We start from the raw sequence: 19,664 nt of genomic DNA on the forward strand, positions 1-19,664 counted from the left end.
GAAGCTCGCGAGCCGTTCGATTGATTCGCCCTGCCGCTGATCACTCGCGATTCACCGGCCGGACCATGCGCCGCACAACTCCACTTCTCAGCCATAGCGGCCTCCAAGTCAGGCATTCTCATGTAAAGACCGCAGCGTCGCGGCGTGACTGCCGGCTATGGGCTCCGACGGCGCCTCGCCGGAAATGCGCATTGCAACCGCGGTGGCGACCGTGCTCGCATAGACGTTGAGCGCCGTACGGCCCATGTCGAAAAACGCGTCGAGGCCGAGAATCAGCAACACGGCTTCGGGCGGCAAGCCGACCGCCGACAGGATCGCCGTGATCGCCACGATCGCGCCGGACGGCACATTAGCTGCGCCGTCGATCGTGATGATCGTCAGCACGATGATCGTGAACACCAGCGGCCAGGTCCACGCCAGGTGATAGGCATCCGCGAGATAGCCGACGGCCAGCGCCGTGTACAGCACCGCGCCGTCGCGATTGAAAATGTACGACAGCGGCAAGATGGTCGACGCGACGGACGACGGCACGCCCATTTCCGTCAGCCGCTTTAGATGGACCGGAAACGTGATTTCCGACGAACGCGTACTGAACGCGAGAATCAGCGGCTCGCTGACATGCTTGATCACCGCGCGCGGCGACAATCCGACCAGCTTGATGATCAGCGTGAGCACCACCGCCAGGATCGCCATGCCGAGGTACGCGACGCCCAGCAACTTGAGCAGCGGCGTGATGGAAGCAATCCCCTTCGACGACACCAACGCCGCCAGCCCCGCAAACACGGCAAACGGCGACAACGCGATGACCCATTCGATCATCTTGAAGAGTGCGGCCAGCAGAGATTCGAACACGGCGACCAGCGGCGCCGCGCGGTCCTCGACCACGGACAGCGCCGAACCCAGTAACACGCCGAAAACCAGCACCGGCAACGCGTTCCCTTCAGCCAGCGCCGCCACGATATTCGCCGGCACCAGGTCGACGACGAACTTCGTCCAGTCGATTCCCGGCGCGAGGTTCTTCGGCATCACGGCGGTTTGCGCGAGGCTCGCGCCGAGTCCCGGCCGGAACAGCATATTGAGCCCCAGGCCGAGCGCGCTGGCCAGCAGCGTCATGAGCAGAAAAAAGCCGATGCTCAGCATCGCCGTCTTGCCCAGATGCCCGCGCTGCACGCCCGCCCGAAACGCGCCGAGCGTGACGGACAACAGAATCAGCGGCATCACGACCATCTTGATGGCGTGCGCGAAAATCGCGGAGATAAACGACAGCTTCGCGCTGAGGTCCGGGACATAAATACCGGCGAGGATGCCTAGCGCGAGACCCACCAGCATCTGCACCGGCATGGAGATCCGCTTACTTGACGGTTTCATTCTGAGCCCTTATTAGATTGATTCTTGCGTCAGTGCCATCGATGATGTGATTCCACATATGACGTCGCGCCGCCTCCGGCTCGTTGGCCTTGATCGCGGCGTAGATGTTCAGGTGTTCCAGCGTGCCGCGTCGAACCGTCGCTACATCGTCGCGATGCAGTTCGTTCAGCGCCAACCCCGTTTGCGCGCGGAGCACCTTGTATGTGGTGAATAAACGTTCGTTGCGGGAGGCCGCGAACATCTCCTGATGAAACACCCAGCCCGTGCGCTGCTCGACCGATAGATTGGTGGAAGGTTGTTCGAGCAACTGCTGCATTTGCGCAGCCGCTCGGGTCAATCCTTCCGTCGCGCCGTTGACCGCAGCCAGATACGCCGCCGTGCTTTCCAACGCCAGACGAACCTCGAAGATTTCCCGCAGATCGTTGTTCGTCGGCGCCGAGACGTAGGTGCCTTTTTTAGGAATGACCTCGACCAGCCCTTCGACAACCAGCCGTTGAATTGCGGAACGCACAGGCGTGTGCCCGAGCATCAGATCTTCCGCCACATTGCGGGGCGAAAGCGGATGACCCGGCGCCAGCCGCCCATCGAGAATTCTCGTGCGGAGCTGGACATATGCGGACTGCGTATCGGATTGAGTTTCCTCTAACATCTGAGATCTCAGTTGGCTCTCTCGAATAAACTGTATTTACAACGTTGGCGATGATTGCTCTAATGCGAGCACCGCGCAACTATTATTTTTGATAGGTACTCACTCTATTCATTCCAGATTGCAGATTGATCTGAAGCGCATAGATATGAAATTCCAGGCGGCTCTGTTGGCCGATCAGGGAGACCTGGATCAAAGTTTAAAGATGCTTCCCGAAATAAACTATTCGCCCCTTTCGGGCGCCATTCACTTTGTAGGTACGGACTCAATTTATGCTGCGTGATCGTTCGCTGTTCGCCATACGCTCGGTTCCAGCCGAGCAGGTCTATCCGATCCGGACTTCTGTTCTGCTGGACGGCGATACGTCGCAGTGCCGATTCCGCGGCGACGATCAGGACTCGACGTTGCATCTGGCGATCTGCGACGGCGACGCTATCGTTGCGGCTGCAACGGTGTGTCAGGAAGCCTTTCCCGGCTCTCCCGGCGATCACGCGTGGAGATTACGCGGCGTGGCCGTGGAACCGTCGATGCAGCGGTACGGCTTTGGCCGGATGCTGATCAAACTGTGCTTCGATCATGCGCGCAAGGAAGGCGGACGTATCGTCTGGTGTACGGCGCGGGAAAGCGCGCGAGGGTTTTATGAGGCGCTCGGGTTCGCTTCCGCGTCTCCTCCGTTTACCTTACCGACGCGGGGCGACGTGTTGTTCTATGAAATGCACTACGTCCTGCCGGGAGAGCCTGTTACGGATGTCGAGTAGCAGACAAAGGCTCGCACTGGCAATGACGTGGAGATAATCGGCATTGTTCTCAAGCGGCGCTCACTGGCAATAGACGGCGGGGATCCGATAAATAACCGCCTTGTATTTCGGCCGCTCGCAGTGCTCCACGATCACGCCGCCTAGCGATTCGGCAATGCGCCGGCTGGGCAGGTTCTCTTCGGCAACCGGGTAGATAAAGCTCTCGGCGCCAAGGGTTTGCGTTGCCCACCGCGCAACCAGCGTGACGGCTTCGCGACCGAAATGTTCGCCATGACGATCTTCCCGAATCCAGATGCCGAGTTCCTGCTTCCCGGTGTTCACGTAGTGAAGTCCGACCAAACCGAGAAAGCCTCCGTCGGTGCGGTGACGGATGGCGAAAACATAATCCGATCCGTTTTCGATGGACGGTAGCCAGCCCTGCCAGATGCGGTCGAATTCATCCCGCGAGGCCGCCGGCTCCCACGCCATGTAACGCGTCAGCGATAAGGTGATGCATGAGAACGCGGCGTCGGCGTCGGCGGGTGAGAACGGTTGGATAAGAAGCCGCGTTGATTCAATCGTAATGGCTTGTGCGTTGGGCAATCGTTTCATCAAGGCTGCCAACTCGAAGAAAGAGATCGCACAGAGTACGTGAATCCATTCCTTGCGAATAGCCCGCTGACTCTCACCTCGCCTGAAAATCGGTTTACCGTGGTCAACCGGATTAGTTCTCGGCCGTTGAGTGAGTACCGGTTTCGCGGCGAACATCTACCTCGATTACAACAAGAAAGGAGCGGTGCAATGCGGCAAAGCGTTAGGGTGGTCGCAGGCTGCATGCTTGCATTGTCATGTGCGGTGGCGCAGTCGGACGCGGTGTTCTCCGACACCGGCTATGCCGCCGACGCTTACGGCGCCGCGGATCATTATCCGCTGCCCGTGCCGGGCAAGCCCAGAACGCAAGCGCAGTTTGTCGGCTACTACAGCCATTTCGACGAGGTTCATCCGAGCAATCTGATTGCCAAAGCCGGCGTTGCGTCCACACTCAAAACTGCCGAACACGAACTCGTACTGAACTATCCGTACGGAGGCCAGTATCGCAGTGTCAACGACTACCTCGATCGTAATCCGGTGACCGGCCTGCTGATCGCGCGCGGCGACACGATTCTTTACGAACACTATCGCTACGCCCGGAAGGACACCGATCGCTTCATGTCGCAATCCATGGCGAAAACGATTGTCGGCATGTTGATCGGTATCGCCATATCGGAAGGCGCGATTCACTCGATCGACGATCTTGCGGATGTCTATGTACCGCAGTTGGCCGACACCGCCTACGGCCAAACGTCAATTCGCGATCTGCTGCATATGTCTTCCGGCGTCCATTTCTTCGAAGACAGCAACGCAGGCGACGATCGCGACAAACTAGGCCGCGATCTCTTCAGCCCGCACGGCGCGGGAGCCATCGAAGCTGTCAGGCGCTTCAATCAGCGCGACCACGCACCCGGCACGCATTTCAGCTACGCAAGTATCGAAACGGAAGTACTCGGTCTGGTTTTAAGTCATGCAACGCATCAGTCCGTCGCGCAGTATGCGAGCGAGCGCATCTGGAAGAAGATGGGCATGGAATCCGATGCATCGTGGGGACATGACGCGACCGGGCTGGACAATACCTACTGCTGCGTGAACGCCACGCTGCGTGATTGGGCGAGACTTGGACTGATGCTGGCCTATGACGGCAAGTGGAACGGGCAGCAGATCGTGCCGCGTAACTGGGTGCTACAAGCGACCAGCGTCGCCTCTCCCGATAGCTTTCTCGCCCCGGGCAGGGCCAATCCGCTATTCGGCTATGGTTACCAGGTGTGGATTTTGCCCGGCGACCACCGTATGTTCGCGTTGCAAGGCATGGACGGCCAAAGAATTATCGTCGACCCACGCTCGAAGCTCGTACTCGTGCAAACAGCCATATGGACTAGCGATCATGACCCCGGCATGCGAGAGGTCTACGCGTTGTGGAACGCGCTGGTCGCCCAATTCGGATAACGTAAGCGCGGGAAGGCTTGCGGCTAATTCCAATCGCCCAGCCTTCCCACGCGATGAATCTCGCTAGATCAGCCCTTGAGCCGTCATGGCCAGCAGCAGCCGCTCCGCGCCAATGCCGAAACCCGCTCCCTCGCGATACGCCCCACCACCCACCACTTGCTGTTGCGCGCCGAGTTCGGTACAACGCAACTCGAAACCCCGGCCGTTCAGATAGTAGCTAAGGCCTCTCCTCGCCGCGGTGTCGATCTCGTAGCGAAGTCCGAGCGAATCGAAAAAGCCCGTCACGATCTCCTGACTGCGTCTCGTCGCGAAGTCGGGATCGGCGCACAGGTACTCGAATCCGAGTTGCGAGAACTCGCGATAGCGACCGGCCTGTGGCCGCTCATAGCGATAGCACCGCGCGATATAGAACAACATCCGTTCCGGTTGTCGATCCAGCAGTTCGGCGCAACGCTCCTAGAATAGCGCGGTCGCTTCTGGAATCAGGCAACAGGGTCGCCCTTTCTTGTCGGGGAAGGCCCACATCTGGCCGATTATCTCGCTGCCGCCGGCCTTCTGGATAAACGTGTCCTGCGACCATAGCGCAGGAACGATCGCCTCCTCCGCGCCAAGGTCAATGAAGATAACTCCGGAATTGATTTTCCAGTGCGCGTATCTGTGCCGCCTCTTTCCCAACGACGAAGCGAGTTCCGCGAATCATGGTCATGAGAAACCTCTCTAATTTAGTGGTGTAAAGGTGCTGGAAATAAAAAAAGGCGCCTGAGGGGCGCCTTGGTTGTACGTGCAGGGAAGGGAGTTGAAATCCCGCGTTCCTTGCTATGGACGTAACGAACCACGGCGCAATGCATTGCGACCGTGATGATGATGAAACTTGCTCGGGACGTTACGGGGTTCCATGTTCTCCATAGTCGCACACTAATAAGTTTTTGTGTGCCTGCAAAATTTGTCTCGTACGTCGATCCGATCAACCCGACCGACGTACGCCGTCTTTGACCGGCAACCAGATCTCCAGAACACCCGCCCCCGCGCAGGGATCGAAGTCTTCGCTATAGCGCTCGAACTCGGGCGCTTCCGCCGCCTCCATGCCCGACTCCGGCAGCCATTTATTCCAGATGCTGTGGACCGTTTCGTGCAACGTCGAGATGTGTCCTTTATGTTCAAAGACGGCGTAGCGCTGCGGTTCGATTTCCACGCAGCGGAAAGCGGCGGGCAAACGGTCCCGGCTTCTCACCTGCACACCCGCGATGTAGTCGAATCCGCCCTCCCCATCCGCGCTGCAGCACACGCCGTAGGTCACGCAACTCAGCTGGTCGGGCAAGTTGCCAATGTACGGGTTGAAAGTCTGCCAAAGCGCTGGAATGCCTTCGTTGGTTTCGAACGTGAAGCGACCGCCTATTCCGGCGATCAGCAAGCTTTCGCTCATTTCGAAACGCGGCTCGGCTATATCAGTGAGTTTCGTTTCTTTCATACGTAGCGGCTCCGCCAGAGAAAGACCATCGAGATCGCGCCGTGCCCGCACCTGTTCGGGCGTGACGCCGAACAAATCGTGAAAGGCGCGCGTGAATGCCTCGTGAGAACCATATCCGGCGTCGATCGCCACGCTGAGAATATCCGGTGCGCCCTGCGTCAACGAGCGCGCGGCGCGCGTCAACCGTCGTGAACGGACGTAGCGCATGACAGGCCAACCTGTACTCATCGAGAAGAGGCGTGACAGACCGAAGCGCGACATGCCGCAAGTCGCTGAAATTCGCTCGAGCGTGAGTTCGTCGCCAAGTTCGATTTCAATAAACCACAGCGCCTTTGTAACCGGATTCATACCGTTCCCAAGATAAGTGTCCGACGGGAATATACGATATCGGCCGACGTTTCATTTGATCGTTCTTGCGCGATGTCTGGCGAACCCCGGCGACCAGGCCGGCTCAACTGTGTTGGTCGAGGCGACAGCACTGTCCATATGAAAAGAATTGCGTGAGCTTCAGAATGCCTTTCAGCCGTGTTGCGCGTCACGCGTGCTGCAACGAACCTCGTCCCCAGTCCACTGAGGCTACGCCCATGAATCGTCCGCCCGCAATTTCCACGCAACAGGTATCGAACGAACGCGTGATCGTCACTGAATGGCGTTTTGCGCCCGGGGCCGAGACCGGCTGGCATCGACACGGACATGACTATGTCGTCGTGCCGCAAACCGACGGACAGCTTCTGCTAGAGACGACGCAAGGCAATCGCGAAACGCAACTGCGAGCCGGACAGAGTTATGCCGGGCTAAAAGGCGTCGAGCACAACGTCGTCAACGCGACCGATCACGAGGTCGTGTTCATCGAGGTGGAGATTCGCTAGCCGATCGCGCGCATCAGATCGCCTCGGCCACACGCACAATCAGAAACGCGGCCGGCACCAGCATCAATTGCGCGAGCAGGGTTCCCACGACCCGCGCGCCGATCAGCGTGGTGATGGCGCGCCGGAATCGGTTTTCCGTGACGCGCCCTTCTATGACGTCGTCCGTCATGACGGATATTTGCGGGTCGATAACGACCGTCAGCACGATCGTCGCGAATCCATTGATCACCGAAGAAAGATTCGCGCAGGTCACGCGCAACTCCGGTTTCAAAAACCCCGCGTATAGCGACGCAAAAACGCCGACCGTCCAAAGCGACATGGCGAAGACATTCAGCGTAATCACTTTCCACGACACGCCGGCATCGGACGTCAATTGCGTCACGTTTTCTCTGGCAGGCAGGCGAGCACCGCCGCGAATGTACGCGATTCCACCGCGGCTGAACGCATGAAGCGCCAGCCGCGGAATCGATCGATGCACCTGGAAATGAATCACCGCGCGGCTGAAGTAGCGCTGAAAGGTGGGAATGAGAAACGCCCCCACGACCGTGGCAAGCGTCGCCGCCAACAGGAAAAGCCGGAAATCCCCCAGCATGCCGGCCTGTACGTGATGGGCGAGATCTTCTTCGACCCGCTTCGCCAGAAACGGCCCCTGGAACGAGTTCGCCGTGCGCGACACCAGCGCGATGATGCCGAACAACGCGAACGAAACGGCGATCCGTCGGGTACGAACCCCGGCGATCCGAACGGCGTAGGCCAGGGTCGCGATAACGTGGATCACGAACGTGAGCGCGCAGATGATGATCAGTTGGGTATCCATGAGCGTGACGGGAGTCCGGGCCGAGAGAGTCTACCCGACCCGCCTCAGCCCATCGGTACTGCAACCTCAGCGCGTGCCCACCTTATGCTGGCTCATCGGCATATCGGAGCGTCTTTCGAGTACGGCAGGCGCCGTTTCCCGCATGGACAGCGCGCACAGGCTGGAGATAATGCCGAGCAGCGAGAACATGACCGCCGGCCCCATCCAACCCACCACGCCATACAGGCCAGTGGCAACAAACGGCAGCAAGCCCGCCACGACCGACGCCCCGTTGTACCCCAGCGAAATCCCCGACGACCGCACATTCGCCGGAAACTGCTCGGAGAACCAGCTCGATTCGACCGCAAAGATCGGATCGTGGCTGAACAGCAGCGACAACGTCACCGCCGTAATGACCATGATCGCCGCACCGGTGTTGATCAGCATGAACATCGGCATGCCGAACACGATGGTGAACAACGCACCGAACAGGAACAGCGGACGCCGCCCTAACCGGTCGCTCAGCATGCCATAAAACAGATGGCTGCCGAGACCGAGCGCCGAACCGATCATCGTCCCCCACAGCACATTTTCTTTGGCAGACACATGCGCGAGGATCACGTACGACAGCATGAAACTGGTCGTGATGTAGTAGCCGCCCGTTTCCGCGAGACGCAAGCCGATGATCTTCAGGATCATGCGCCAGTCGCTGCGAATCACCTGCAACGCGGGCTGCTTGACGATCGTGTCGCTGGCCTTGATCGCTTCGAAGGCGGGCGACTCCTTCACGCTCAAACGGATAAAGAGGCCGATCGCCACCATCACGAACGACACCAGAAACGGCGCACGCCACACCCAGTTACCTTCGAACATCGTCGACGAAAGAAGGAACGCGCCGTTGGCCAGCAGCAGCCCCAACGGAATCCCCACCTGCGGCACCGCACCGAAGAATCCGCGACGTTTGGCCGGCGCATGCTCGCACGCCATCAGGACCGCACCGCCCCATTCCGCGCCGAAACCGATGCCTTGCACCATGCGCAGCAGAATCAGCAGTACAGGCGCCAATACACCGACCTGATCGTAGGTAGGCAGCGCGCCGATCAGCACGGTCGCGGCGCCCATGGCGAGCAGCGACCAGAACAGCACCGTCTTGCGCCCCAGACGATCGCCATAGTGCCCCGCCAGATAGCCACCGAACGGCCGCATCAGAAAGCCGACCGCCAGCGTGGCGAACGCCGCCATGATGCCGACGATCGGCTCGTTCGTATGAAAGAAGATCTTGCCGAACCAGCCGGCGGCGGCCGTGCCGTAGATGAAGAAGTCATAGCTCTCCACCGCCGAGCCGATCATCGATGCAAAGGACACCTTGATCGGATTGTCCTTGGCAGGAAGTGTCGCGGATGAGGTACTCATGGCTTGTGTCTCCGAATCGTTTTAGTAGGTGAATAGCGCGCTGAGGGCGAAGCCCGAGGCTGAAACCGCCCGTCAACGCCAGGTTTCGATCACCCGGCTGTCGTCGTGCAATCCCAATCCCGCCTCAGCGGCCTGCCGATAACGCTCGTGCGCGATTTTCAGCAGCGGCACGTCGGCGCCACATTGCGCGGCGGCCGCATTCACCAAGCCGCTGTCTTTAACGAAAATATTGATCGCGCTGGTGACTTCGACGTCGCTGCCGGCCACCATGCGCGGCCCGCGATCCGACAGCATCCAAGAGCCGGCCGCGCCTTTTTCGATCAGCTTCAGCACGGCGGCCGGATCGAGTCCGAGCGCGCCGGCGAGATTCAGCGCTTCGGCGGCGGCCACGATATGCACCGAACACAGATGCTGATTCACCACCTTGATGCTTTGCCCGTCGCCGAGTTGCTGGCCCGTGACATGCACGCTGCCCATGGCGTCCAGCACCGGCAACACGCTGTCCACATCCTGCTGCTCGCCGGCCGCGAAGATCACGAGCATGCCGGTTTTCGCGCGCGCGACGCCGCCCGTCACCGGCGCATCGACCACGCGCGCGCCGGCCTCGCGCAAACGCGCGCCCTGCTCGCGCACGCTCGCCGGACCGACCGTGGACATAATCACCCACGTCTGCCCTTTTACCGCGCTCACGGCCTCATCGACCAGCGTCGACAGATGTTCCGGCGTGGCGACCATCACGACGACGATCTCCGCCGCCGGCGCCGCGCTGAAACTGGCGACCGCCTCGATCCCGCTCATCTGCGCGTTTTCACGCGCGCGGCCGAACACATCCACGCTGGTCACCGCATGCCCCGCCTGCTGGATGCGTAGCGCCATCGGCAAACCGATCGCGCCGACTCCTACAAAGGTCACGTTCATGGTGGTCTCCTCACGCTAACCATTGTTTGATGCTGCCCACCAGCGACGACGTCGAGATGCCGTAGCGGTCGTGCAGCGTGGGCAACGCGCCCGCCGCGAGAAACTGATCCGGCAGCGCGATCTGCCGGAATTCCGGCTGCACGCGTGCGCGCATCAACGCCGTGGCGACGGCTTCTCCCAGTCCGCCGACACAACTGTGATTCTCCGCGACGATCACGAGACGCCCCGAACGCCGGCACGCTTCGACGATGGTCTCCTCGTCGAGCGGTTTGATGGTGGGCACGTGCAGCACCGCGACGTCGGCGGCGCCGTCCCCGAGCACTTGTGCGGCTTCGAGTGCGCGCATCGTCATGATCCCCGACGAGATGATCAACACGTCGCGGCCGTCGCGCAGCAGCTTCGCTTTGCCGAGTTCGAACTGGTAGTCGTATTCGTCGAGCACCAGCGGCACCTTGCCGCGCAGCAGACGCATATACACCGGACCATCATGCGCGGCGATCGCGGCGACCGCCTGTTCGGTATCGAGCGCGTCGCACGGATCGACGATCGTCAGCCCCGGAATGCCGCGCATCAGCGCGATGTCTTCGGTGGCCTGGTGGCTCGGACCGTAGCCCGTCGTCAGGCCCGGCAGCGCGGCGCAGATCTTCACGTTGAGGTTTTCTTCGGCGATCACCTGGTGGATGAAGTCGTACGCGCGGCGCGTGGCGAACACCGCGTAAGTCGTCGCGAACGGAATGAAGCCTTCCTTCGCCATGCCGCCGGCGGCGCCCATCAGCAACTGTTCGGCCATGCCCATCTGGAAATGGCGCTGCGGGTACTCGTTGGCGAAGATGTGCAGATCGGTGTACTTCGACAGATCCGCCGTCATGCCGACGATATTCGGCCGCTTCGCCGCTTCCGCCACGAGCGCGTGCCCGAACGGCGCGGCCATGGTGCGCTGGCCTTCCGTCGCGATCGACGCGATCATCGCCGACGTCGTCAGGCGGGGTTTATTGATGACGGTGCTCATGCTCGGTCTCCCGCGGGTTGCGCTGCATCGAGCACGGCGATGGCCTGCTGCCATTCCTCCGGGTCGACGCGAATGAAGTGGTTTTTCTCGCGTTGTTCGAGAAACGGCACGCCCTTGCCCATCAGCGTATCGAACAGGATCACGCGCGGCACCGGCTCGCTGACGTCGCGCGCCTGATCGAATGCGGCAATCACGGCAGCGAGATCGTTGCCGTCGACGCGTTGCACATGCCAGCCGAAGGCGCGCCATTTGTCCGCCAGCGGCTCGAAACCGAGAATGCGCTGCGACGGGCCGTCCGCCTGCTGCTGGTTGACGTCCACCAGCGTGATCAGGTTGCCGAGTTGATGGTGCGCCGCGGACATCGCGGCTTCCCATGTGGCGCCTTCATCGAGTTCACCGTCGGACATCGAATTGAAGACCCACGCCGGGTTGCCTTTCTGCCGCAGACCGAGCGCCATGCCCACCGCGATGCTCAAACCCTGGCCCAGCGAGCCGCCCGAGATTTCCATGCCGGGGGTGTAGCTCGCCATGCCGGACATCGGCAGGCGGCTGTCGTCGGAGCCGTAGGTCTCCAACTCCGCCTCGGCAATCACGCCCGCTTCGATCAGCGCCGCGTACAGCGCGATCGCGTAGTGCCCGTGCGACAGCAGAAAGCGATCCCGGCCTTCCCACTCGGGTTCGTCGGGGCGCAGGTTCATCGCGTGGCAGAACGCCACGGCGAGCACGTCGGCGAGGCCCAGCGCCTGGCCGATATAGCCCTGGCCTTGCACTTCGCCCATGCGCAGCGCAAAGCGGCGGATCCGGTACGCATGGCGCGCGAGGTCGGCGTGGGAGTTAGCGTGGGAATTAGCGGGCGTGGCGGCGCTCTGTCGCCGTGTTTCGGTGATGGCTGTCATGTCTCCGTCCTGAATGTCTTTGGAATGCGGTGCCCGGCGTGGCGGGCTGGTCAGCTGACTCACTGGCAACAGATGCTTTTCATTCATCAGTTGCAAACCAGTTCGACGCAGAGCCAGCGTATCATTGGGAAAAACCCACTGACAAAAGAAAAGATTGCACCCATTCATGAACAAAATTCACGCATGAAGCCGATTCGCAAGTTACCGCTGCCGTTCCTGCGTGTGTTCGAGGCGGCCGGCCGCACCGCGTCGTTCGCGACGGCGGCACAAGAACTGGATCTGTCGCCGAGCGCGGTCAGCCACTCCATTCGTAAGCTGGAAGAAACCGTGGATTTGCGACTGTTCCAGCGCAGCACACGCGAGGTCACGCTGACCCGCGAAGGCGCGATCCTGCTCGAACACGTGCAGCGCGGCATGGAAGAGATGCGCCGCGGACTCGCGCTCGTCACGACCGACGAACCCAGTCCGCTGCGTCTTCACACCGCCCCGAGTTTCGCCACGCAATGGTTGCTACCGAGACTCGCGGGCTTCGTGAAAGAAAATCCCCGGATCGACCTGCGTTTTTCCGCGAGCACGGACTACGCGCGTTTCGAGGACGACGACTTCGACCTCGATATCGTGTACGGCGAGCCCAAGCCGTCGCCGTATGAAAAGATTCCGCTCGCGCTCGAGAAACTGACGCCGCTTTGCGCGCCGGAACTCGCGCGGAAAATTCAGCGCCCGGAGGATCTGTACGAACACACGCTCATTCAGTGCGACGTTCAGATGTTCCAATGGAAAGGATGGTTCGAGGCCAACCATCTGAGCCCGCCGAACCAATATGGATTGCGCTTCGATCGGAGTTCGATGGCGATCGCCGCGGCCGTCGGCGGGCTCGGTGTGGTGCTCGAATCCACCCTATTGGCCGAGCGTGAATTGAATCAGGAGACGCTGATGTCTCCGTTGATCGGCACTACGCGGGAAGTCCCGTACGTCGGTCACTATCTCGTGTATCCGAAACGGCTTCATCATCACCAGGCGTTCGACACGTTCAGGAGCTGGTTACTGAAGGAGTTGGGGATCGAGAACTTACCTGGCTCTTTAATCTAAACCGGTTTGCTAGATGGCACATGAAATGAAAAGTAAGTTGGGCTGCATTCCGACAATGCATCGAGCATTAAATTAGCTGGCACACTATTCAAATGCTCGCGCTCATTTAATGAGGCATCCGACGTACTTGCTTTAGATTCAGGACTGCTTTATCGTAAGCCGTATCGCGTCGACAAGAAGCAAAATAGACGGCACTCCGGCTGCACCGCAGCAACGGCAAAGACACTAAACGAATCGATCAACGCACAGGCCAGCGTTAGGCGCAGGGCCAGGTTCTTCGTCAACGAAGAGTCCTGCCAGGTTGTCATCCATCACTAGTCGAGCTCTTCTGAAAGCCGTCAACCTATGCAAAGCAGCTATAACCTGGGGCTAGTCGCCTTTTCGCTTGTCGTCGCGACACTGGCGTCCTATACGGCACTCGATCTCGCCGACCGTATTTCCTTACTCGCTTACTCCCGTTCCCGACACATATGGCTAGCCGGCGGTGCATTGGCCATGGGAATCGGTATCTGGTCGATGCACTTTATCGGCATGCTCTCGTTTTCCCTGAGTATTCCCATTGGCTATGATTTTGCGGTGACGGGTTACTCGCTCGTCATCGCCATTCTGGTTTCGTGGTTCGCGTTGCATGTCGTCACGCTCGATCGTCTGAAGATGTCGGGCTTAATCGCCGGCGGCACGCTCATGGGTTTCGGTATTTCCGGCATGCACTACCTGGGCATGGCCGCGATGAAGATGAATCCGGCTATTCAGTACGAGCCCACCATCTTCGCCGCGTCGATTCTGATTGCGATTGCCGCGTCCACGGCGGCACTCTGGCTCACCAATACATTGCGCGGCGCGGGGCCGAACCGTTTGATGCGCAAACGTATCGGCGCGGCTTGTGTAATGGGCGTTGCGATTGCCGGCATGCATTACACCGGCATGGCCGCGGCGGATTTTCCGGTTGGCTCGATTTGCGGTGCGGCGGGCGGCGTCAAGCCTCAATGGCTGGCGCTTGCGATCATTCCGTTGTCGATCGCGATTCTTGTCGTGACGTTGCTGCTTAGCCGACTCGATGCGAGAGCGACGTTTCTGTCGAACTCGATTACGCGGCTGAATGAGCAGATCGATCGGATCCAGGGGCCGGCGCGGTAAGCCGCTTCAACCTTTACGCGCCCCTCATTGCGGTTTCCGCGCGTAGTAGATATCCCATTCGTCTTCCGCCTCCTTGACGAACCCATGCCGCTGATAAAAGCGGTTGGAGTCGCTATCGCGAAGCGCGCCCAGTTTGACTTCAATGGAACGCGCGTCCGCATCGGCGAGGATCGCCTGCATCACGGTGGAGCCGATGCCCTTTCCCTGATGCTCAGGCACGACATAGAAATGATCGAGCTTCAGATAGCCCTTTTCGGGCCGCGTTAATACGAAGCCCACCGACACGCCGTCGATCACAATGAACTTGCACAGGTCCGGCTCAAACGATGCAAGAAAACGATCGCGCGCCCGCTGCGGGTCGAAGCGGCCAATCCGCTCCAGACTTTCCCTCATCGCGGCGATACGCATTTGAACCAGCGTGTCGGCGTCGCCGTGAGTTGTGTTCGCGAACGTCAGGTTCATTCTCATGGCTCTAAAAATAGCGTTATTCGTGGGTCTACAAATCATGGCACGATTTTCTTATCGTGTGAGCCTTCCCGATTAAACGCACGGAGTTCCGCCATGACTGCCCCCGAAGCCGCGCCGCCATCCGAGCGCAGCCGCATTCGCCGCCTCGCGCAACGTGGACATTACGACCGCGCCACACTCCACGCGGTCATCGACGCCGCGTACGTGTGCCATGTCGCCTTCACCGACGACCACGGCGTGCACTGCATCCCCACCGCGTGCTGGCGCGACGGCGACTATCTGTACATTCACGGCTCCAACGGCAGCCGCATGCTGAAGCTGGCCGCCAGCCGCGCGCAGGTTTGCGTGACGATCACGCACCTCGACGGCCTGGTGCTGGCGCGTTCGGCGTTCAACCATTCGATGAACTATCGCTCGGCGGTTATCTACGGTGAATTCGATGTGATAGCGGACGCGCTCAAGTCCGCGGCGCTCGATACGTTGATGGAGCACATCGCGCCGGGCCGTTCACGAGAAGCCCGCCCCGGCGACACCAACGAACTGGCCGCGACGACCATCCTGCGTATTCCGCTCGACGAAGCCGCGTGCAAGATCAGCAGCAGCGGTCCCGAAGATGACGAAGCCGATCTGAATCTGCCGGTCTGGGCCGGCGTGCTGCCGCTGGCGCTGCAACCGGGAATGCCCGTGGTCGTCGCCGCGCCGCGCGGCACGCCCGACTATGTGGAACGTTGGCAGGACGCTGCGGTTCATCGCACGGCCGTGGACGCGCTGACGTCGACAACGTCCTGATCGACCCCGCGCGCTCGCGTCACCCTGCGTGCTTCTGCCGGTCCACTTCTTTCGACTGATCCGGCGAAGCCGCGGAGGTCTGCTCGGTGCGTTGCTTCAACGCCTCGTTCATCTCGCGCATGCTGTCGACGGTGGCTTTCAGAACACTGAGAGTCAGCCGCCCGACGAGAACCCCGGTGAATGTTTCGCCTTGAATAAAGCGGGTTCTGTTGCCCACCGGCTCAAGAACGAACCAATGCTCGCCGTCGAAGAGACCAGGAAGCCAGACGTACCCTTTCCATCGCAACTCCCGCTCCGGTCGAACCACAAGAATTCGCGGATGAAACACCATGGCGTCCGGCCCGGTTCCTTCGGCGAATTCAATCACGTTGCCTTCGCGGAGTTGTCCCTCCAGCCGCGAAATCTCGGGATTCCACGCGGGGTAGTCGGCGGTTGCGGTGAGAACTTGCCAGACTGCTTGCGGCGAACTGTCGATCAACACGTCGGTTTCTATCGCGCCATTGCGGTGCAGCGCGAATAGCGCCAACGCAACTACGACAATCAGGCCAGGTAAGCCGACAATAAAGCGGTTCAGCAGACTCAAGTTTGATTCCTCGATGTATGCGCGGGAGCATCGTTATCAATGAGAATGATTTCGTCCAATCCTTCCGACAACGACGGCGCCTCGAATAGCCTGAAGACGTTGGCGATCGCCTCATCCGGCACGATCTCGTCGTGCGGACGGGTTCTGTTGCGGCCCAGAGCCGTTTCCAGAGAAACCCTGATCCAGACCCCCGTAACGGGCGATTTTGCACGTCTCGCGATCTCAATCAATCGCGATCTGCGCGCCGCAGTGGCGAGCGTCGAGTCCACGCAGATGACGTCCGCCGCAGACTGAAGGCGCGCCTTGACCCAGGTGGATTTTCCTGAGCCCTGCACGCCGATTACCAGAAAGACTCGCCGCGGGCTGTCCGCTAGCGCCGCGGCCAGGTCGGCATAAAGTCGTTCCCAAGCCGTCGTGTTACGTTCGGGTGTAAAGACCCGTCGGCCGTCTATCTGAAGGTAATGATCGGGATTGAGATGCACGGAGTAAGGAGTCTCGTAGCGGACGGGCGCCGCACTATCGCCCAAGCGGCCAATAGGACATGAAATGCCGCTCGTCCGTCGATCGATCGACCTTGAAGCCGTTTCTCTCGTAGAGCTGTCGAGCCGGATTCACACGCAACACGCGCAATCGGATTGGCTTGCCACTCGCGTGCGCACTTTCAATCAGACCTCTCAACAGCAACGTGCCGACGCCACGCCCTTGATGCGTCGGCAGGACGTAGAGCTTTTCCAGCATCACGGCATCCGGCTCTTCCGCTACCGCAATGCAACCGATCTCACCGTCGTCGCTTTGAATGATCTGGTGGATTTCCAGCCGACACGCGTCGCGCGGTTCCGGGAACCAGGTGCCCCACGTCTGTACGGCATAGTCGCGCATGCATGTCTCGTGGACCGCCGCCAGAAAATCCCAATCAGACTCGGTAGCGTGGCGCAAAGTGATATTCGGCATCGAAGTTCTTTGCATCAGTGGTCCTCCATTTCAATTCGCCGCATCCCGTTCCTCGTCATCCCGCACCCAGCGCAAACCCCATGATCGGCTGCAAAAAAATATGGGTGCCAATGTGAGCGGTTTGCGCCGTGACAAAGCCATATCGCCAGTAGAGAAAACCCCACAAAACACCGGCCAGAATGAACCGCACGACCACATACAGCAGGAAACCCGGTGTCAGGTGCGGCGGATAGAACGGCGCCTCGTTGATCAGCATCGGTACAGCCTGCGCCAGAATAATGGCGAACCAGTAAGCGGCGCTCGGCAAACGCCCTTGCGAATCCCGCCAGACAAGTCCAAGAACCCATAGCACCGTCGACATGAAAAACAGACGGTAGAAAATGTCCTCATTGAACCCGCGCATCATGAAGTAAATCAGGCGTGCCGGCAGCGCAGACCCGGAAAAGTAGGCGACGTAACTCGAAGGCAGCAAGCGCCGAAACACAACAAGATCGACGAACGCGACGTAGAGCGCGACGAGCAGGCCAATGCCAAAAGCGACCGCAAGCGGATGACGAAGACCATGAGCCGCCAGTTGCAGGCCGCTTCGCTGAGCACAATACAGCCCAACGACACCGAGCACGAGAAACAAGGCGACGCGAGCCCACGGCATGCCGCCGGTGACGGCATCGAAGACTCTATCGAAACCTGCCCGCGACGCGATCAGCGCGCCGACGCCCAGAAGCACGCCGGCCAGCAGCCGGTTCGAACGAAGTGAGCGTTCGGGCAATGTAGAAATACTCATGGGCTTTCAGAAACCATGCAACACCTCGATGACGGTGAACCCTATTCGCTGGGAAATCCGCTGCGCCTGTATGACTCGAACGTATTGAAACATTGAAAAGAACGGAATGCGCGTTTTGATTAAACGAAATTCAGCTTTACAACTTTGCTGCGCGCGCCAAGCCGCACAGCGCCAGCCTGTATGATGGCGGCTCCGCGCCGGACCGGCCGCCCAGGCGGCTCGCCTGACTCGCGGCCAGCACCACGGCCACCGCGCGCCAACGCATTTCATTCACCATGACCAGGAGGAAGACCGCCATGACGGCCGCCACGCAATTCGATCAAGTTTCCGTTATCAAACGAGCCAACGTCTACTTCGACGGCAAGTGTGTCTCGCATACCGTTCTGTTCGCCGACGGCACGCGCAAGACGCTCGGCGTGATTCTGCCGGGCACGCTGAACTTCGGCACCGACGCGCCGGAACTCATGGAAGTGCAAGCGGGCCAATGCCGCATCCGTCTGGAAGGCAGCGACACGTGGCACACCTATAGCGCGGGCGAGTCGTTCCCGGTGCCGGGCAAGAGCCGCTTCGATATCGACGTGGTTGAAACGCTCGACTACGTTTGCAGCTATCTGTAAATGCAACAGCGACGACGCGCGGACCTAGGCCGCCCGTCGTCGCTCGCGAATGGCACGCTCATTTAAGCGGCCGACGCTTCCCCAACCAGCCAGTCGCGGAACGCAATCAGCTTCGGCAACGTGCCGCATTCCGGCCGGTACACGACGTAATACGCGAGCGCCGAGGTCAACGCCACCTCGGGAAAAAGACGCACCAGCCGCCCCGCCGCCAGGTCGTCGCTCGCCATCACGCTGCGAGCCAGCGCGACACCGTGTCCATCTATCGCCGCCTGCAGCACCGCGGCAGAGTTGTTGATTCGCAAGCCCCGTTTCGTCGCCACGTCTTTCACGCCGGCGGCGTCGAGCCATGCGTCCCACGTCGCGAACCCCGCGTGACTTTCCACCGACTGATCGTGAATCAGCGTCTGCCCGGCAAGATCGGCCGGCTTGCGCAAGCGGCGGCTGTTCTGCAGCAGCACCGGCGAACAGACCGGATAGAGCTCCTCGTCCATCAGCTTGTGCGCCGTCAGGCCGGGCCATGAACCGGTGCCGTAACGCACGCCGATATCGATACCCTGCGCGACGAAATCGAGCAGCTTGAGGCTCGTGTCGAGCCGCACGTCCGTCTCCGGCCATGCCGCCTGAAAGCGGTCGATGCGCGGCAACAGCCACTTCGCCGCGAACGCCGGACTCACCGTGACGGTCAGCACACCGTTCGCCGATCCTTCTTTCAAACGCGACAGCCCCAGATTCAGGCGATCGAATCCCGCGCGAATGTCCGGCAGCGCGCGCTGCGCCACTTCCGTCGGCACGAGACGCGCGCGGCCGCTGCTGCTGCGATGAAACAGCGGCGTGCCGAGCCAGTCTTCGAGGCTGCGCACCAGTTGCCCGATGGCCGCCGGCGTCACGTTGAGCTCCAGCGCCGCCGCGGAAAAGCTCTGATGCCGGGCGCTCGCCTCGAAGGCGCGCAACGCGTTCAGATAGACGGGTGACTTCATGATTAAAAGAATTTCTTTACTGGTTGCGAAGATTATCTCATTTGCCGGGGTGGCTTGAGACGCCAATAATCACTTCGTGAATTAAACAAAATGCACGGGAAAAAGCAAC

The 19,664-nt window shown here is 60.3% G+C and carries 23 protein-coding genes and 1 pseudogene; 7 read left to right on the plus strand and 17 right to left on the minus strand.

Going from position 1 to position 19,664, the window contains the following annotated elements; translation table 11 throughout:
* Window positions 1-108: 108 nt before the first annotated feature.
* Together FA94_RS30545 and FA94_RS30550 are read right to left on the minus strand one after the other, a co-directional pair.
* Window positions 109-1,368 (minus strand): dicarboxylate/amino acid:cation symporter, encoded by a 1,260-nt coding sequence (locus FA94_RS30545; protein ID WP_035558482.1) that lies wholly within the window; start codon window positions 1,366-1,368, stop codon window positions 109-111.
* Window positions 1,352-2,017, minus strand: a complete 666-nt coding sequence (locus FA94_RS30550) for a GntR family transcriptional regulator (RefSeq protein ID WP_035558485.1) — start codon at window positions 2,015-2,017, stop codon at window positions 1,352-1,354. The genes FA94_RS30545 and FA94_RS30550 overlap by 17 nt, the downstream gene beginning before the upstream one ends.
* Before the next feature lie 269 nt (window positions 2,018-2,286).
* Between FA94_RS30550 and FA94_RS30555 the strand changes: the two genes are divergently transcribed.
* On the plus strand, window positions 2,287-2,772 hold the full coding sequence (locus FA94_RS30555) for a GNAT family N-acetyltransferase (protein WP_035558488.1): 486 nt from the start codon (window positions 2,287-2,289) through the stop codon (window positions 2,770-2,772).
* 60 nt (window positions 2,773-2,832) lie between these two features.
* Here the strand turns inward: FA94_RS30555 and FA94_RS30560 are convergent, their stop codons facing one another.
* The gene (locus FA94_RS30560; RefSeq protein WP_197070262.1) at window positions 2,833-3,363 is read right to left on the minus strand and encodes a GNAT family N-acetyltransferase; all 531 of its coding nucleotides are present in this window, start codon (window positions 3,361-3,363) and stop codon (window positions 2,833-2,835) included.
* Between the two features lie 222 nt (window positions 3,364-3,585).
* On the opposite strand from FA94_RS30560, the gene FA94_RS30565 reads away from it, so the two are divergent.
* Window positions 3,586-4,791, plus strand: coding sequence for a serine hydrolase domain-containing protein (locus FA94_RS30565; protein WP_231585067.1), 1,206 nt, complete (start codon window positions 3,586-3,588; stop codon window positions 4,789-4,791).
* A gap of 63 nt (window positions 4,792-4,854) precedes the next feature.
* On the opposite strand, the gene FA94_RS39620 is transcribed toward FA94_RS30565, so the two are convergent.
* Both FA94_RS39620 and FA94_RS30575 read right to left on the minus strand, forming a co-directional pair.
* Window positions 4,855-5,208: a HisS family protein gene (locus FA94_RS39620; protein WP_231585068.1), complete on the minus strand. Its 354-nt coding sequence runs from the start codon at window positions 5,206-5,208 to the stop codon at window positions 4,855-4,857.
* 547 nt (window positions 5,209-5,755) lie between these two features.
* Window positions 5,756-6,607 carry an AraC family transcriptional regulator gene (locus FA94_RS30575; protein ID WP_035558494.1) on the minus strand — a complete coding sequence of 284 codons (852 nt, stop codon included), beginning with the start codon at window positions 6,605-6,607 and terminating at the stop codon, window positions 5,756-5,758.
* Between the two features lie 236 nt (window positions 6,608-6,843).
* On the opposite strand from FA94_RS30575, the gene FA94_RS30580 reads away from it, so the two are divergent.
* Window positions 6,844-7,128, plus strand: a complete 285-nt coding sequence (locus tag FA94_RS30580) for a cupin domain-containing protein (RefSeq protein WP_035558498.1) — start codon at window positions 6,844-6,846, stop codon at window positions 7,126-7,128.
* 13 nt (window positions 7,129-7,141) lie between these two features.
* Here FA94_RS30580 and FA94_RS30585 read toward each other — a convergent pair whose 3' ends face one another.
* From FA94_RS30585 to FA94_RS30605, 5 genes are all read right to left on the minus strand, one after another.
* The gene (locus tag FA94_RS30585) at window positions 7,142-7,945 is read right to left on the minus strand and encodes a lipid II flippase Amj family protein (protein ID WP_035558501.1); all 804 of its coding nucleotides are present in this window, start codon (window positions 7,943-7,945) and stop codon (window positions 7,142-7,144) included.
* A 66-nt stretch (window positions 7,946-8,011) separates the two neighbouring features.
* Window positions 8,012-9,337, minus strand: coding sequence for an MFS transporter (locus FA94_RS30590; RefSeq protein WP_051980930.1), 1,326 nt, complete (start codon window positions 9,335-9,337; stop codon window positions 8,012-8,014).
* Between the two features lie 72 nt (window positions 9,338-9,409).
* Window positions 9,410-10,255 (minus strand): NAD(P)-dependent oxidoreductase, encoded by an 846-nt coding sequence (locus tag FA94_RS30595; RefSeq protein WP_035558504.1) that lies wholly within the window; start codon window positions 10,253-10,255, stop codon window positions 9,410-9,412.
* A gap of 10 nt (window positions 10,256-10,265) precedes the next feature.
* Window positions 10,266-11,264, minus strand: coding sequence for a transketolase family protein (locus FA94_RS30600; protein WP_035558507.1), 999 nt, complete (start codon window positions 11,262-11,264; stop codon window positions 10,266-10,268).
* Window positions 11,261-12,043, minus strand: a complete 783-nt coding sequence (locus FA94_RS30605) for a transketolase (protein WP_231585069.1) — start codon at window positions 12,041-12,043, stop codon at window positions 11,261-11,263. The genes FA94_RS30600 and FA94_RS30605 overlap by 4 nt, the downstream gene beginning before the upstream one ends.
* On the opposite strand from FA94_RS30605, the gene FA94_RS30610 reads away from it, so the two are divergent.
* A complete protein-coding gene (locus FA94_RS30610) occupies window positions 11,966-13,249 on the plus strand; it encodes a LysR substrate-binding domain-containing protein (protein ID WP_231585070.1) in 1,284 nt (427 codons plus the stop codon). The genes FA94_RS30605 and FA94_RS30610 overlap by 78 nt on opposite strands.
* A gap of 345 nt (window positions 13,250-13,594) precedes the next feature.
* A pseudogene (locus FA94_RS30615) lies at window positions 13,595-14,368 on the plus strand (MHYT domain-containing protein); the annotation flags it as partial.
* Window positions 14,369-14,410: 42 nt separating this feature from the next.
* On the opposite strand, the gene FA94_RS30620 reads toward FA94_RS30615, so the two are convergent.
* Window positions 14,411-14,848, minus strand: a complete 438-nt coding sequence (locus FA94_RS30620) for a GNAT family N-acetyltransferase (protein ID WP_156126742.1) — start codon at window positions 14,846-14,848, stop codon at window positions 14,411-14,413.
* Between the two features lie 99 nt (window positions 14,849-14,947).
* Here FA94_RS30620 and FA94_RS30625 point away from each other — a divergent pair, with 99 nt between their 5' ends.
* Window positions 14,948-15,643 (plus strand): pyridoxamine 5'-phosphate oxidase family protein, encoded by a 696-nt coding sequence (locus FA94_RS30625; RefSeq protein WP_035558512.1) that lies wholly within the window; start codon window positions 14,948-14,950, stop codon window positions 15,641-15,643.
* A 19-nt stretch (window positions 15,644-15,662) separates the two neighbouring features.
* Here the strand turns inward: FA94_RS30625 and FA94_RS30630 are convergent, their stop codons facing one another.
* The 5 genes from FA94_RS30630 to FA94_RS38895 all read right to left on the minus strand — a co-directional run bounded on the left by FA94_RS30630 (window position 15,663) and on the right by FA94_RS38895 (window position 18,259).
* Window positions 15,663-16,226: an SRPBCC domain-containing protein gene (locus FA94_RS30630; RefSeq protein WP_051980936.1), complete on the minus strand. Its 564-nt coding sequence runs from the start codon at window positions 16,224-16,226 to the stop codon at window positions 15,663-15,665.
* Window positions 16,223-16,708 carry an AAA family ATPase gene (locus tag FA94_RS30635; protein WP_035563595.1) on the minus strand — a complete coding sequence of 162 codons (486 nt, stop codon included), beginning with the start codon at window positions 16,706-16,708 and terminating at the stop codon, window positions 16,223-16,225. The genes FA94_RS30630 and FA94_RS30635 overlap by 4 nt, the downstream gene beginning before the upstream one ends.
* A 34-nt stretch (window positions 16,709-16,742) precedes the next feature.
* Window positions 16,743-17,105 carry a GNAT family N-acetyltransferase gene (locus FA94_RS30640; RefSeq protein ID WP_051980938.1) on the minus strand — a complete coding sequence of 121 codons (363 nt, stop codon included), beginning with the start codon at window positions 17,103-17,105 and terminating at the stop codon, window positions 16,743-16,745.
* 127 nt (window positions 17,106-17,232) lie between these two features.
* Complete coding sequence (locus FA94_RS30645) at window positions 17,233-17,808, minus strand: hypothetical protein (RefSeq protein WP_156126743.1); 576 nt, start codon at window positions 17,806-17,808, stop codon at window positions 17,233-17,235.
* A 289-nt stretch (window positions 17,809-18,097) separates the two neighbouring features.
* The gene (locus FA94_RS38895) at window positions 18,098-18,259 is read right to left on the minus strand and encodes a hypothetical protein (RefSeq protein ID WP_156126744.1); all 162 of its coding nucleotides are present in this window, start codon (window positions 18,257-18,259) and stop codon (window positions 18,098-18,100) included.
* Here FA94_RS38895 and ppnP point away from each other — a divergent pair.
* Window positions 18,258-18,578 (plus strand): pyrimidine/purine nucleoside phosphorylase, encoded by a 321-nt coding sequence (ppnP, locus tag FA94_RS30650; RefSeq protein ID WP_035558520.1) that lies wholly within the window; start codon window positions 18,258-18,260, stop codon window positions 18,576-18,578. The genes FA94_RS38895 and ppnP overlap by 2 nt on opposite strands.
* A gap of 62 nt (window positions 18,579-18,640) precedes the next feature.
* Here ppnP and gcvA read toward each other — a convergent pair whose 3' ends face one another.
* Entirely contained in the window at window positions 18,641-19,555 is a 915-nt protein-coding gene (gcvA, locus tag FA94_RS30655) for a transcriptional regulator GcvA (protein ID WP_035558524.1), read from the minus strand.
* Window positions 19,556-19,664 lie beyond the last annotated feature (109 nt).

Origin of the sequence: Burkholderia sp. 9120, from assembly GCF_000745015.1 — a bacterium.
GTDB lineage: Bacteria > Pseudomonadota > Gammaproteobacteria > Burkholderiales > Burkholderiaceae > Paraburkholderia.

What these genes read in the sequence shown, in the direction of transcription:
- FA94_RS30545 (WP_035558482.1), bottom strand. Translation starts at nt 1,368, where the DNA reads ATGAAACCGTCAAGTAAGCGGATCTCCATGCCGGTGCAGATGCTGGTG.
- FA94_RS30550 (WP_035558485.1), bottom strand. Translation starts at nt 2,017, where the DNA reads ATGTTAGAGGAAACTCAATCCGATACGCAGTCCGCATATGTCCAGCTC.
- FA94_RS30555 (WP_035558488.1), top strand. Translation starts at nt 2,287, where the DNA reads ATGCTGCGTGATCGTTCGCTGTTCGCCATACGCTCGGTTCCAGCCGAG.
- FA94_RS30560 (WP_197070262.1), bottom strand. Translation starts at nt 3,363, where the DNA reads ATGAAACGATTGCCCAACGCACAAGCCATTACGATTGAATCAACGCGG.
- FA94_RS30565 (WP_231585067.1), top strand. Translation starts at nt 3,586, where the DNA reads ATGCTTGCATTGTCATGTGCGGTGGCGCAGTCGGACGCGGTGTTCTCC.
- FA94_RS39620 (WP_231585068.1), bottom strand. Translation starts at nt 5,208, where the DNA reads ATGTTGTTCTATATCGCGCGGTGCTATCGCTATGAGCGGCCACAGGCC.
- FA94_RS30575 (WP_035558494.1), bottom strand. Translation starts at nt 6,607, where the DNA reads ATGAATCCGGTTACAAAGGCGCTGTGGTTTATTGAAATCGAACTTGGC.
- FA94_RS30580 (WP_035558498.1), top strand. Translation starts at nt 6,844, where the DNA reads ATGAATCGTCCGCCCGCAATTTCCACGCAACAGGTATCGAACGAACGC.
- FA94_RS30585 (WP_035558501.1), bottom strand. Translation starts at nt 7,945, where the DNA reads ATGGATACCCAACTGATCATCATCTGCGCGCTCACGTTCGTGATCCAC.
- FA94_RS30590 (WP_051980930.1), bottom strand. Translation starts at nt 9,337, where the DNA reads ATGAGTACCTCATCCGCGACACTTCCTGCCAAGGACAATCCGATCAAG.
- FA94_RS30595 (WP_035558504.1), bottom strand. Translation starts at nt 10,255, where the DNA reads ATGAACGTGACCTTTGTAGGAGTCGGCGCGATCGGTTTGCCGATGGCG.
- FA94_RS30600 (WP_035558507.1), bottom strand. Translation starts at nt 11,264, where the DNA reads ATGAGCACCGTCATCAATAAACCCCGCCTGACGACGTCGGCGATGATC.
- FA94_RS30605 (WP_231585069.1), bottom strand. Translation starts at nt 12,043, where the DNA reads ATGGGCGAAGTGCAAGGCCAGGGCTATATCGGCCAGGCGCTGGGCCTC.
- FA94_RS30620 (WP_156126742.1), bottom strand. Translation starts at nt 14,848, where the DNA reads ATGAACCTGACGTTCGCGAACACAACTCACGGCGACGCCGACACGCTG.
- FA94_RS30625 (WP_035558512.1), top strand. Translation starts at nt 14,948, where the DNA reads ATGACTGCCCCCGAAGCCGCGCCGCCATCCGAGCGCAGCCGCATTCGC.
- FA94_RS30640 (WP_051980938.1), bottom strand. Translation starts at nt 17,105, where the DNA reads ATGCGCGACTATGCCGTACAGACGTGGGGCACCTGGTTCCCGGAACCG.
- ppnP (WP_035558520.1), top strand. Translation starts at nt 18,258, where the DNA reads ATGACGGCCGCCACGCAATTCGATCAAGTTTCCGTTATCAAACGAGCC.
- FA94_RS38895 (WP_156126744.1), bottom strand. Translation starts at nt 18,259, where the DNA reads ATGGCGGTCTTCCTCCTGGTCATGGTGAATGAAATGCGTTGGCGCGCG.
- gcvA (WP_035558524.1), bottom strand. Translation starts at nt 19,555, where the DNA reads ATGAAGTCACCCGTCTATCTGAACGCGTTGCGCGCCTTCGAGGCGAGC.